Origin of the sequence: Mannheimia granulomatis, assembly GCF_011455695.1 — a bacterium.
Lineage (GTDB): Bacteria > Pseudomonadota > Gammaproteobacteria > Enterobacterales > Pasteurellaceae > Mannheimia > Mannheimia granulomatis_A.
Window position 1 is genome coordinate 1,817,984 of sequence record NZ_CP015030.1, and the last position, 13,054, is coordinate 1,831,037.

Annotated in this window: 9 protein-coding genes; 4 read left to right on the plus strand and 5 right to left on the minus strand. The window is 41.5% G+C overall.

Translation table 11 applies throughout. From position 1 onward, the window contains the following. Positions 1 to 47 precede the first annotated feature (47 nt). From A4G16_RS08740 to A4G16_RS08755, 4 genes are all read right to left on the minus strand, one after another. Complete coding sequence (locus tag A4G16_RS08740; RefSeq protein WP_165889550.1) at positions 48 to 284, minus strand: zinc ribbon domain-containing protein; 237 nt, start codon at positions 282 to 284, stop codon at positions 48 to 50. A gap of 35 nt (positions 285 to 319) precedes the next feature. Next, entirely contained in the window at positions 320 to 1,042 is a 723-nt protein-coding gene (locus tag A4G16_RS08745; protein WP_237052368.1) for a hypothetical protein, read from the minus strand. A gap of 213 nt (positions 1,043 to 1,255) precedes the next feature. Next, on the minus strand, positions 1,256 to 1,594 hold the full coding sequence (locus tag A4G16_RS08750; protein ID WP_042802753.1) for a P-II family nitrogen regulator: 339 nt from the start codon (positions 1,592 to 1,594) through the stop codon (positions 1,256 to 1,258). Positions 1,595 to 1,695: 101 nt separating this feature from the next. Then, on the minus strand, positions 1,696 to 7,692 hold the full coding sequence (locus A4G16_RS08755) for an Ig-like domain-containing protein (protein WP_165889551.1): 5,997 nt from the start codon (positions 7,690 to 7,692) through the stop codon (positions 1,696 to 1,698). A gap of 355 nt (positions 7,693 to 8,047) precedes the next feature. Here A4G16_RS08755 and dnaK point away from each other — a divergent pair, with 355 nt between their 5' ends. The 4 genes from dnaK to dnaJ all read left to right on the plus strand — a co-directional run bounded on the left by dnaK (position 8,048) and on the right by dnaJ (position 12,226). Beyond that, positions 8,048 to 9,946, plus strand: a complete 1,899-nt coding sequence (gene dnaK, locus A4G16_RS08760) for a molecular chaperone DnaK (protein ID WP_165889552.1) — start codon at positions 8,048 to 8,050, stop codon at positions 9,944 to 9,946. A 139-nt stretch (positions 9,947 to 10,085) separates the two neighbouring features. Further along, complete coding sequence (locus A4G16_RS08765) at positions 10,086 to 10,511, plus strand: virulence-associated protein VapD (RefSeq protein ID WP_042802747.1); 426 nt, start codon at positions 10,086 to 10,088, stop codon at positions 10,509 to 10,511. A 31-nt stretch (positions 10,512 to 10,542) separates the two neighbouring features. Next, positions 10,543 to 10,845, plus strand: coding sequence for a hypothetical protein (locus A4G16_RS08770; protein WP_165889553.1), 303 nt, complete (start codon positions 10,543 to 10,545; stop codon positions 10,843 to 10,845). Positions 10,846 to 11,089: 244 nt separating this feature from the next. Continuing rightward, the gene (dnaJ, locus tag A4G16_RS08775; protein WP_165889554.1) at positions 11,090 to 12,226 is read left to right on the plus strand and encodes a molecular chaperone DnaJ; all 1,137 of its coding nucleotides are present in this window, start codon (positions 11,090 to 11,092) and stop codon (positions 12,224 to 12,226) included. Between the two features lie 67 nt (positions 12,227 to 12,293). On the opposite strand, the gene A4G16_RS08780 is transcribed toward dnaJ, so the two are convergent. Then, on the minus strand, positions 12,294 to 13,001 hold the full coding sequence (locus tag A4G16_RS08780) for a tRNA1(Val) (adenine(37)-N6)-methyltransferase (protein ID WP_165889555.1): 708 nt from the start codon (positions 12,999 to 13,001) through the stop codon (positions 12,294 to 12,296). Positions 13,002 to 13,054: the final 53 nt, after the last annotated feature.

The window sequence follows — 13,054 nt, forward strand, 5'->3', positions numbered from 1 at the left end:
AAGATATAAAAAAGAAGCCCGGCAAATACCGAGCTTCTTTACGTAGGTTATCCAAGGTGAGTTATCCAACTTGCTATGCCAATCACCGCAATGAAAACAAGCAGCCAGATCAGCTGTAATTTTACACTTTTACGGTTGATCTCTTGATTATGCAATCTTCGTTGTTCCAGCTTCTGACGGTAAATCTCTAAGTCCGCCTCTTTAAATGAGAAGCCACAATGCAAACAGCTTTCTAGGCTGTCACTAATGCGATTTCTACATTCAGGGCAACGATGTAATGCCATATTTTCCTCGATGTATGATTACAAGCGGTCTTTTTTTAGTCAGATTTTTCAATATAAATATGATAATACTTATGAGTATCTCTATTGAAAAAGATAAAATCCTTATTGTCTCTAGATTTCTTACCCATTATGTAACCATTATCACTATTGGTAGAAAGAATGTAATACTTCTGATTTTCTACTTCCATATAGTCATAAACATTTCTTAAATCTGCCCGCAGGTAACCAATATGGAGTGCCAGCAAGCTAAAATATAGGAAAATGAACAGGTTGAAGAACCAGAAATTTTCTTTCACCACCATTTTTCTGAAATCCAGGTCTAGCTTTGTATCGTTCCATCTCTTTTGAAAGAAGAACACACTAACACCTGTAACCAAAACATAAGTGATAGAAATGTAAATCGGTATAATACCAACAAACAGGTAAAAGCTAAGTATCACTGGTACTGCAAATACTGACACCAACACAATAACTCTCAGCCAACCTAAGTTGCGAAAGTACCGTAGCTTAAACACCTTGTTTATTAAGCAATAACCTAAGGAATAGCAGAAGAATAAAAGCCCTGAAATAGCACATACATAAGTCAGACTTCTTGCCATGCTCGCATTGCTAATTTCAACGTGCCACCAAGGATAACCGTGAAATATAGCTTGTCCCCAGCCATAACAATATGCTGTGGAAAAGCTAATCACTGTTAAAAATGCAATAGAAAATGAAGAATTTAGAATTTTATTAATGTGAGTATTTATCATAAACATATAAAATAATATACTTTTTTCATCAGATTTAATACATTTGGGTTATTATGATATCGTTTTTTAGCTTAGAAAGAAATATTTACCTTGCATTTTTTATATGAAAAATATATATGATAGAAAGAAAAATTATTTGATATTTCCGAAATAGCGCAAACATGTTGCAAAATAAGGGCTTAAGCAGCTTATTTCATCAATAGACAATGTATATAATACTCACACAGCTTCATCATCAGTCTCACCAGTTCGGGTGCGAATAAGTTGCTCAATATTTGATACATAAATTTTTCCATCACCAACCTGTCCCGAATAAGAAGCATTTAAAATGGCATCAATCACCTCATCACTTTGGTAATCAGAAATCAGCACTTCCACTTTAATTTTCGGACGAAAATCAACCGTATTAATTTTGGAAAGCTCCTGTTCCGTATGCCCATATTGGCGCCCAAAACCCTTGACTTCTGTAATGGTCATTCCTTGAATACCGATCTCTGAAAGAGCATCCCTCACCTGCTCCAGTTTTGAGGGTTGAATAATGGTAGTGATTAATTTCATATTGCTTCCTACTTTGCATTTTTCACTCAATAATACCTTAAAAAAATCTGCCTCCGAAAGCGGAGGCAGTATTGACGTAAGGTCCTCTATTTTGCCTCTAATTAAATAATCTCATAGCGTATCAAGTTTGCATCAAGCCCTACACTAAGGGTTGCAAAGTGGATCGCATTGATTGCACCTGCACCATCTGAATCATAGCTTAATTCACCACTTATACTATCGTATAGGATATGGTTTCTGATATTTACATCGCTTAATGCAGTAAAGATACCATCATCAAACAGGAGCTTATCTTCGCTTACCACAAAATTGTCGATTTTATCTACCGAGCCATCAAGCACAGAACTAAAACGGAAAATATCCTCGCCTATACTTCCAATCAGCGTATCGCTGCCTCGCCCCCCGTCTAAGATGTCATTACCACCGTCGCCACGCAATATGTTACTACCGTCATTACCTATCAGTATGTTGTTTCCATCATTACCTGTAGCATCAATATCATTACTTCCGATAAGAGAGAGATTTTCCACATTTTCTGATAAGGTGTAAGTTACGCTGCTGTAAACGCTGTCGCTCTCGCCTGAATTAGCTTTTTCAATTACTTTGTCAGCAATATTATCTACCACATAACGGTCGTTACCTGCACCGCCTTCCATCGTATCGATACCTAAACCGCCGTCTAAGTAGTCGTTACCCTCATCGCCGTAGATCTTATCATCGCCTGCACCGCCGCTGATATTATTATCCGCTTTGTTGCCGATTAAGATATCCGCATATTTCGAGCCGTTGAGGTTTTCAATCTGCGTGCCGTAGCCGATAAATGACTGCCCTTTGGTGTAAACCGTATGGTAGAAATCTGACGTCAAATTGCCGTCCACACTGACATTCGCCAGATTTTGCTCTTTAAAATAGCTGGCGTAGTCATAAGCAGAGACTTTTTCTTTCTCTTTCACAATAAATGCTTGAGAGAATTGTGAGCGGTAGTAGTTCCATGATCCCGGTGTGAGGTTTACAATCACGCCCTCTTTTTCGTAAGAGGCATCGAAGGTATCCACACCGCCGCCGTCCCAAATGTAGGTTGTACCGTCTTTGACCTGTGAAGCATAGTGATTAAAGCCGTAGACATCATTACCGGTACGGGTATTTGAACTCACGCCGAAGTGGTAGTGCATAAAGGCAAGGTCATAAATGGATAAACCAAAAACATTCGGGTGCTTGGTCGCATAGTCAAAACCGTAGGACATAATACTAAACTCAGTCGAATAGTCTTCACCCGCCGCATAGCGTTTACCTTGTGCATTGCGGAAATTATAGAATTTATCATCGGTATGCTGTGCCGAGAGCGTATGATAAATTTCGTGGAATACCGTATATTTATCATACATACTTTCGCCGCCAAAGCCGCTATTCAGAATGAAATCGCCCCCTAATGTGCCAACACCACCTGCACCGGCTAAACGGCTATCTTCCTTATCCCGTTTGCTGAAATCCGCAATCAACAATTTAGTGTGTGCTTCCTCAAGGATATCGGTCTCTTCAAAGCGGATATTGGCAATATCGTTGTACTGCTTGTAGGCTGCACGAACGAGTTCTTTCATTTTGTCAGTATATTCATAGTAAGCCGCACGATTACTAATATCTGAATCACGATAACCCTTATCATAATCCGCATTATTGACGAAGTGATATTTGATCACGGTTGCCTCAGTCGGATTCGCTTTTTTACTGTCATATCCACCAAACGGAATTTTCTTCACATAGCCGGCTTTAAAGTCAGCTGATCTCGCAATGGCGTGGACGAAATATGGAATGTTGTAGCCCTCTTCACCGTGAGTGGTTTTACGATCTTTCTCTAATGGTATTTCTGTATGTGGGTTCACAAACTTGCTACCAACGGTGTCGGTGAGAGCAATCTCCGCCACATCATTCACACGCAGGGTATTGCCGGCTAAATCCTTAGTAATCAAGGTTGCCGTGAGTTTTTGGCTATGGGATTTCGCTAACTCGGCATTATCTACCTCAATGTTAAAGCGTTTATCCTGCCCAACGACACCGACATAAGTTTTCGTGCCGACAACCAGTTCCACCGTATCACCAATTTGTACCGTACCGGAAACCTCACCGCTCACCAGTGTTTGCTGTTTCACTGGCTGTACCATATTGTTGGCAATAGTGTTGCTGTCAAATTCTACACTGATTTTTGCCAGCTCTGATTTTGCCAATCCGCTGGTAGTCGCAAGTTTGTTGAATGTTTTTTGCGTTTCCGTACCGCTTAAATAGTAGATATCTTGGGCATTATTGGTCAGAATTTTGTAGCTGACCGATTTGCCTACTAAGCTATCGTACGCCGATTTTTCCACATCAAAATGAAAAGAGAAATCGTCACGGTTAAAACCTGCGGAGAACTCTTTACCATCAATAGCCACGATCAACGCTTTAATTGCATCACCGTTGTAACCCTGTTTATACACGCTGTCGTTAAAATTAAGCTTACCGCTGATACGCACGCCACCGTAAACTTGGTTTACGCTAATGGAATCATCGCCGACATTAGTAATATGAATATCCGCTGCTGCACGGTCTTGCACTTGATATTGGTGCGATTTGGTTGCCTGAATTTGTAAAGCGCTATCTAGCACCTGTGCATCAATTCGGTAATTCGGATTATCTAATAATGTTTTACCACTGACATTGAGGGTAAAGGATAAATCATTTCCCACTGCGGTCGCATACTGCACGCCGTTAATAGTCAGTAATACGGTTTTGCCTCGTTGAGCATCCTTGCCGGTTAATTGTCCTGAAATCGCAATCTCATCAGCAAAACGTTCTGTGACATTAATCAAGTTATCCGTAGTAACATTTGCAAATTTAATCTGAATATCGACCGCTTGTACTTGGTAATCTTGGCTGGCTTCAGCTTTGCCTACATTACCTGCAATATCGGTACTTTCAATTGAAGCTGAAACGTGGCTGTTTGCACGTAATATATCAGCATTCACCGCTTGGCTAAATGTGCCATCAGTAATAGAGACTTCATAAATTGTCGTGCCTATTTGTAATTTAACTTTATCCGTTGGGCTGTTACCGCTTACTGAGCCACGAATCACTACATCGCGGTCTAATTCACTTGTGGTTAGTACATTATCCTCACCCACTTTATCCAGTTGAATTGTTGGAGTTGGCGGATTTACATCAACTACATAAGTTTGTAAAACACTACTTTCAGCTTTATTACCAACCAAATCCGTTGCTGTAATTTTTGCTGATACTGTGCCATTTGCCGCAACAAGTTCAGAGGTTTTTACATCAACAAACCAAGTATTACCCTTGCGAATCACATTGTACTCTTGGTTATTCACGGTTAAAGTTACGGTCTGATTTGCCTCCGACACATCACCATCCACTTTTACCTTTCCACTCACACGAGTAATCGGATTTTGTGACGCATAAGCTTGGTTGATAGTCGTAATCCCATCAATCGTGATTTCAGGCTGATTAATGTGCGAATCTTGCACCTGATATGACAAAGTTGCCGTTTTAGATTGCCCTGTATTGCCTGCGGTATCATGTACCGTTGCAGTTAAATTCAGAGTTTTATCTTGATCCACAATTAGATCTTTGGTTAGCACTTCGATTTCAAAGTTACCGCTTACACCGTCCATCCTCTTAGTGTAAAGCTTGTCATTCACCTTTAATTGTAAATTGACATACACTCCAACACCGTTAGACGCATACTGGTTTAGATTAACCGAATAATTGCCGCGTACAATCGTCGTTGCTTTTTGTATTTCTTGACTGTCAATTACATTATCCGATGTTACATCCACCAAATTTAGACTATTCCAAGTTGGCGAATGCGGCGAACTCATGTATTTTTGCGTTGCACTCGTAGACACTTGCTCCATTGTAATACGACCATCTTTTAATGCGGGTATGACCGCATTTAATACCGCCGTGACAGTATCATATTTCTCATGCAAATCTTTACCTGAAATGCTATAAGAAAAATTTGGCGTTACTGTTGTGCCTGTTTTCTCAAAAGTCGGACTAACTTCTGCCACTACCTTGCCATCTTTGATAAATTGCAATTTCACATTCGCTTGACGTGGATTTATTTTATCAACAGAGCCGGTGATTTTAATTGTTTGACCATACTCACTACCATTAATGTTATTATCTGTAGCAATTGGGTTAAGTTTGATTGTTGGCTTTTGCTCATAGATTTGCAAATCAACGGTATAATCTTGACTTGCCACCAACTCTTCTGACTTATTACCGGCTTTATCACTGCTGTTTAACACCGCAACAACCGAAGTGTATTTCTTCAATTCTTCAGGAGAAACATCCACACTAAATTGACCATCTTCGGTTAATTTAGCGTTATCCAATACTTTTCGACTGTTTGCACACTGGGTACAACCACATAGCATTAGCACAAGATTTTTATTATCGCTTACTTCTAAATTACCGATATTGCCGGTGATCGTAATATCCTTGTAAGTTGTTTGGGTGCGATCTGCATATTGCTCGCCTAATCCCACTACGTTATCACCCGTTACTTTATCAAGTGTTAAAGTTGGTACAGGCGGATTAATATCCACTTCGTAGGCTTTTTTCGCACTTGCTGTTGCGGTATTACCTGCCTCATCTTCAGTTACTACGCTGGCACTAATGCTACGGTGATTGATTAAAGTTTCACCCGAAACCAGTAGGCTAAATTCGCCATTGCTGCCGATATCAACTTCTTTCAAAATAGAGCCGACACTAATCAAAACCTTATCACCTACTTTCGCATTTGCAACATTTCCTGAAATTTTGACCGCTTGTCGACTTTCTTCAAGGTTAATAATGTCATCTTCAGCAATTTTATTGAAAGTTATCACCGGCTTCTCGATTTGAGTATCAACCTTATAAGTCGTTGCATTTTCAGCGGATACAGCCTGCCCTTTTTCCTCTGCAGCTAATTTGACCGATACGTTTTGCAAGCCTTGATTTTTCGCCAAATCGCTGCCTGCAACTAATAAACGCCAAGATTTGCCATCTTCGCTAATTTGTGCGTCTTGCTCCATCCCGTTAATCGACACAGTGACTGAGCGCGATGTCGCCGAATCTGCAAGAGTAATATCGCCCGAAAGCACAAAGCTACCTTTGCTGTCTGCTTGGTTGATCAAACCATTATTGATCGAGTTTATAGTGATTGCTGGTTTAACCGGTTCATCCTCCTTTGGTGGCTGCTCCGGTTGAGCTGGTTGTTCCGGCTGAGCTGGCTGTTCCGGCTGAGCTGGTTTTTCCGGTTGAGTCGGCTTTTCCGGCTGAGCTGGTTTTTCCGGTTGAGTCGGCTGTTCCAGTTGAGTCGGCTTTTCCGGTTGAGTCGGCTTTTCCGGTTGAGTCGGTTGTTCCGGCTGAGCTGGTTTTTCCGGCTGAGTTGGCTGTTCCGGTTGAGTTGGTTGTTCAGGTTGAGTTGGTTGCTCCGGCTGAGCGGGTTGTTCAGGTTGAATCGGTTGCTCCGGCTGAGTTGGTTGCTCCGGCTGAGCGGGTTGTTCAGGTTGAGTCGGTTGTTCCGGCTGAGTTGGTTGCTCCGGCTGAGTTGGTTGCTCCGGCTGAGTTGGTTGCTCCGGCTGAGCGGGTTGTTCAGGTTGAGTCGGTTGTTCCGGCTGAGTCGGTTGCTCTGGCTGAGTGCTACTATTAGAGGTAGAGGCTTGCTTACCACCCCGACTCACAAGTGCTACACTGCCTAATGCAGCAAGACCTAATGCCGAAAACCCTAATGTGCTTAATAGGGTCATTGAAGGTGTAATTACTTCTGTTGCAGTTGCAATGTTTGCTTCCAACTGCTTTAACGTCGCCGGGTCAGTTACCGGCACGTAATCATGATAGTCTTCTAAAAGTAGAATCGGTGCTTCTTCATTTGGCAAATAAATATAGAGATCATCCCCTACAGTTTTAGTGGTGATTTCTTCAAGCAACTCACCATCTTTGGTGATTTTATAACTTGTATTACTTTTTGCCTCGATTGTAAGGAGATTTTTATCGTCTAAAGGTAAGGTTTCAATTTGATTATTATGTGTGATAATCAACTGATAGGTAGGTGCTGTCATAACTGAGACTATCCTTGTAAAAGGGGGTTAAAGTTGGGCAAATTATCCTTGAATCTGCAATCCAAAAATGTTCATTCAGAGTCATCTTAATTCACACACCAAAATTTCCTTAAAATGAACAAAATTTCCCGATATTTTACTACAGTTGAAATAAGAACGCATAATGATTATGCAGACTTAGGTAAATTTATAGCCAAACTCACACAACAAGCGGTTATTTTTTGCAAAAATTTTACAATTTTTTTTAATTCCCCTCTTGAAGGCTTAAATTTTGCCCCTATTTATGGTTTCGTCTAAGCGGGAATATTATCTCGCTTCTTTTTAAAAATGAATTTATAACTAGAGGAATCATAAAATGGGTAAAATCATTGGTATTGACTTAGGTACAACAAACTCTTGTGTTGCAGTAATGGACGGCGACAAACCACGCGTAATTGAAAACGCAGAAGGTGCACGTACAACTCCGTCAATTATTGCTTATACCGATAAAGAAACATTAGTGGGTCAGCCGGCAAAACGTCAGGCGATCACTAACCCGAAAAATACTTTATTTGCAATTAAACGTTTAATCGGTCGTCGTTTTAGCGATTCAGAAGTACAACGCGATATTGAAATTATGCCGTTTGAAATCAGCAAAGCAGATAATGGTGATGCGTGGGTAACAGTAAAAGGTGAAAAATTAGCACCGCCACAAATCTCTGCTGAAATTTTGAAAAAAATGAAGAAAACCGCAGAAGATTTCTTAGGTGAGCCGGTAACCGAAGCAGTAATCACTGTGCCTGCGTACTTTAACGATGCACAACGTCAAGCCACTAAAGATGCAGGGCGTATTGCAGGTTTAGATGTTAAACGTATCATCAACGAACCAACAGCGGCAGCTCTTGCATACGGTTTAGATTCTAAGAAAGAGAACCAAACTATCGCAGTTTACGATTTAGGTGGTGGTACATTCGATATTTCTATCATCGAAATCGACAACTTTGACGGCGAGCAAACCTTTGAGGTGCGTGCAACCAACGGTGACACTCACTTAGGGGGTGAAGACTTCGATAACCGTGTAATTAACTACTTAGTGGAAGAGTTCCAAAAAGAACAAGGTGTTGATTTACGCAACGACCCAATGGCGATGCAGCGTGTGAAAGAAGCGGCAGAAAAAGCGAAAATCGAGCTTTCTTCTGCACAAGAAACTGAAGTGAATCTTCCATACATCACCGCTGATGCAACAGGCCCGAAACACTTAAACATCAAAGTAACCCGTGCGAAATTAGAAGCACTAGTGGAAGATTTGGTAAACCGTTCATTAGAGCCGTTAAAAACAGCATTAGCAGATGCAGGCTTATCGGTTGGTGAAATCAACGATGTGATCTTAGTGGGCGGTCAAACCCGTATGCCATTAGTACAGAAAAAAGTGGCAGACTTCTTCGGCAAAGAACCACGTAAAGACGTGAACCCGGATGAAGCGGTAGCAATTGGTGCGGCAGTACAAGGTGGTGTATTAAGCGGTTCTGTAACAGACGTATTATTATTAGACGTTACCCCACTTTCATTAGGTATCGAAACAATGGGCGGCGTGATGACAACGCTTATCGAGAAAAACACCACGATCCCAACGAAAAAATCGCAAGTGTTCTCAACAGCGGAAGATAACCAAAGTGCAGTAACAATTCACGTTCTACAAGGTGAGCGTAAACGTGCGACGGACAATAAATCTCTAGGTCAATTCAACCTTGAAGGTATTAACCCTGCACCACGTGGTATGCCACAAATTGAAGTAACTTTTGATATTGATGCTAACGGTATTATCAACGTATCAGCGAAAGATAAAAATACTGGTAAAGAGCAACAAATCAAAATCCAAGCATCTTCAGGCTTAAGCGATGAAGAAGTGGAACAAATGGTACGTGACGCGGAAGCTAACGCAGAAGCAGATAAGAAATTTGAAGAGTTAGTGCAAACCCGTAACCAAGCAGACGGTATCGCACACGCAACCCGCAAACAAATTTCCGAAGCAGGCGATGCGTTAAATGCAGACGATAAAGCTAAAATCGAAGCCGCTGTTGCAGAGTTAGAAACTGCTGCAAAAGGCGAAGACAAAGCTGATATCGAAGCGAAAATCGAAGCATTAATCAAAGCCTCAGAACCGCTAATGCAAGCCGCTCAAGCAAAAGCCCAAGCCGGCGAGCAACCACAACAAGCTCAAAAAGATGATGGCGTGGTAGATGCGGAATTTGAAGAAGTGAAAGATAATAAATAATCTTTCCCAGACCTGTAGGGGCGAAACATCTTTCGCCCCTTTTGCATATAACCTAGCATAATCCGTGCTAGGTTACGCATAGCCCTCCGGCGCTGTGCAAGCGGTGATTTTTTAAGAAAATTTTGCAAAAGGTAACATTATGAGCCGATACCTCATCACTTTCGATATGGACACCAATTGTCTAAAAGAAAACTACCACGGCAATACATTCAATAATGCCTATTACGATATTCGCAACGTATTGAAACAGCACGGCTTTGAAAATTTGCAAGGGAGCGTTTATTTAGGTAATGAAGGCATTAGTGAGGCTCATGGAACCATTGCAATTCAAGAGCTTACCGCAAAATTTAAGTGGTTTTACCCTTGTGTATCGAATATCAAATTTTATCGGATTGAAAGTGATTTAAATGCAGATTTCATCGCCTACAACGTGCATAAAGCACGAGAAAAATTTGAAAAGCAGTTACAGGTTTTAGAACAAACATTAGTTGATACAGGTTTAAGCCGCATTCAAATTGATGAAATTCTGAAAAAGCAGGTGTTTAGTTTAGAAGAACAATCGTAACAAGCGGTGATTTTTTAAGAAAATTTTGCAAATGCTAAAACTCTATCCCACATCCGAAAACGTGCAAGCACCGTTCTATAAAATTTATGATCGGAAAACAACAAAAACGATTATTGCAACGGAAGTAGAAAACGGTCACACACCGATTTTAATAGAGGATTTTATTTGGTTTGAAACAATTCCAACCACAGAAGCCTTGCTGGCAGAAACTTGGGCGAACCTTGAAAACCGTTCTAAACAAGGTTTATTAAAGCGTGCTTATACGCTTGATTTTGAAAAACATCTGCCAGAAGGCAAAGTCGAGATTTATATTGCGGTGAATCCGCATTGTTAAGATAACCGGAGATCTAATCCCCCTCTTTAGAAAAGAGGGTTTAGGGGAGATTTGATTACGATTTCAAAATTTCGTATGAGCGTAAATCACTTCTGCCACAAACGCTTGAGTTTGAACGTTGCTTTAGCAACGGCACATAGTGTGAGCGAAGCGAATAAATCTCCCCCTGCCCCTCTTTGCTAAAGAGGGGAGCAAAAAAACAAGCGGTCAAAAACATAAAAAAATTTACAAACACGGAAAAACTATGGCGAAAAAAGATTATTACGAAGTCCTTGGGCTTGATAAAGGTGCGAGTGAGAAAGACATCAAACGAGCCTATAAACGTTTGGCGGCAAAGCACCACCCGGATAAAAACCAAGGCAGCAAAGAGTCGGAAGAAAAATTTAAAGAGATTACCGAAGCTTATGAAGTCTTAACCGACAGCGAGAAAAAAGCAATGTATGATCAATATGGTCACGCTGCTTTTGAACAAGGCGGTGGCAATGGCGGATTCGGAGGCTTCGGCGGTGGTGGTTTTGGCGGCTTTGAAGATATTTTTAGCGAAATGTTTGGTGGTGGTTTTGGTGGTGGCGGTCGCCGCAGCCGTGTGGTGCGTGGCGATGACTTACGTTACGACATTGAAATCACGCTAGAAGAAGCGGTAAAAGGCTGCAAAAAAGATATTCGTATCCAAACCTTAGCTGAATGTGATACCTGCCACGGTAGCGGGGCAGAAGCCGGTAGCAAGGTAGAAACCTGCTCCCACTGTCATGGCACAGGACGAATTCGGCGCCAGCAGGGCTTCTTTGTCACCGAAGCGGTCTGCCCAAGTTGTCATGGCACAGGTAAACGCATTGAAAAACCTTGTCGCACTTGCCACGGTGATGGTCGTGTACAAAAAGCGAAAAATCTGTCTGTCACCATTCCGGCTGGAGTGGACACCGGCAACCAACTTCGCTTATCCGGCGAAGGGGCTGCAGGCGAAAATGGTGCACCGGCAGGCGATTTATATGTGGTCATTCACGTTAAAGATCACGATATTTTTGAGCGTGACGGCTCAAATCTCTACTGCGAAGTGCCAATCAGCTTTACCCTTGCAGCATTGGGTGGCGAAATTGAAGTACCAACTTTAGACGGCAAGCTCAAACTTAAAATTCCGGCAGAAACCCAAACCGGCAAACTCTTCCGTGTGCGGGGTAAAGGCGTGCCTAGCCCTCGAGGCGGTTATGCAGGTGATTTAATCTGTAAAGTAGTTATTGAAACGCCGGTGAACTTAAATGATGAACAAAAAGCCTTATTACGTCAATTTGAAGAAAGTTTAGGCGGTAAAGGTAAACATCGCCCGAAACACGAAGGTTTTTTTGATGGGGTAAAAAAATTCTTTGATAATTTAGGGAAATAAATTTACCTTGCATTGGGAGGGGAGGGTTAAGCCCTCCCTCTACACATCATAATAGCAATTAGTACGCTTAAAAATTCAGATAGAAATCTTGCGTAAAAGTCTTAAATTCTGCGGTATATTTATTCTCTGCATCGTAAATCACAATTTCTTTTTGCTTACAAGCTAGCGCTTGTAAACTAAAACTCACAATCATCCGCTTGGCAGGCTTACCTACTTTGGTACACACTTTCCATTCCTCAATACAATACAGATTAATTTGGCTACTTTGAGCAATAAGCCTTTGTGCAGCTCCTGTTGGTAAAATTAACGTGATTCTGCCATGTTCAGACAACCAATTTTTCGCTTTTTTTAGCCAATCTAAATAAGTGTGAGACATAACAGCTCTCGCCAAATCCCTTTCTTCGCTTCGGCTCGCCAGGCTATCGGCAAAATAGGGTGGGTTACTCACAATTAAATCAAATTTAACCTCAAAGCTTTGTTGTATTACATCCCCCTGCCTGATCGTAATACGCTTTGCCCATGCAGAATTTCGGGCATTTTCGACCGCTTGCAGATAGGCGTTAGGCTCTAATTCAACGCCGAATATTTGGCAATCAGCCTTGGTGCGTTGTGCTAGCATTATCGCCACTAAGCCGGAGCCTGTGCCTAAATCTAAAATCTGCCGACAGTTTTCAATGCAAGCAATTGCCCCAAGCAAAATTCCGTCTGTATTGACCTTCATCGCACATTTATCGTGCTGAATAAAAAACTGTTTAAATTGGAAACCTTTTGACATCACTTCATTTCAAAAAATAAAACCCCGATAGGAATTATCGGGGTTAATGGCGA

Bases quoted from the DNA above. Each gene is read 5' to 3' on its own strand.
- dnaK (WP_165889552.1), top strand. From the start codon at position 8,048: ATGGGTAAAATCATTGGTATTGACTTAGGTACAACAAACTCTTGTGTT.
- A4G16_RS08770 (WP_165889553.1), top strand. From the start codon at position 10,543: ATGCTAAAACTCTATCCCACATCCGAAAACGTGCAAGCACCGTTCTAT.
- A4G16_RS08780 (WP_165889555.1), bottom strand. From the start codon at position 13,001: ATGTCAAAAGGTTTCCAATTTAAACAGTTTTTTATTCAGCACGATAAA.
- A4G16_RS08755 (WP_165889551.1), bottom strand. From the start codon at position 7,692: ATGACAGCACCTACCTATCAGTTGATTATCACACATAATAATCAAATT.
- dnaJ (WP_165889554.1), top strand. From the start codon at position 11,090: ATGGCGAAAAAAGATTATTACGAAGTCCTTGGGCTTGATAAAGGTGCG.
- A4G16_RS08740 (WP_165889550.1), bottom strand. From the start codon at position 284: ATGGCATTACATCGTTGCCCTGAATGTAGAAATCGCATTAGTGACAGC.
- A4G16_RS08750 (WP_042802753.1), bottom strand. From the start codon at position 1,594: ATGAAATTAATCACTACCATTATTCAACCCTCAAAACTGGAGCAGGTG.
- A4G16_RS08765 (WP_042802747.1), top strand. From the start codon at position 10,086: ATGAGCCGATACCTCATCACTTTCGATATGGACACCAATTGTCTAAAA.
- A4G16_RS08745 (WP_237052368.1), bottom strand. From the start codon at position 1,042: ATGTTTATGATAAATACTCACATTAATAAAATTCTAAATTCTTCATTT.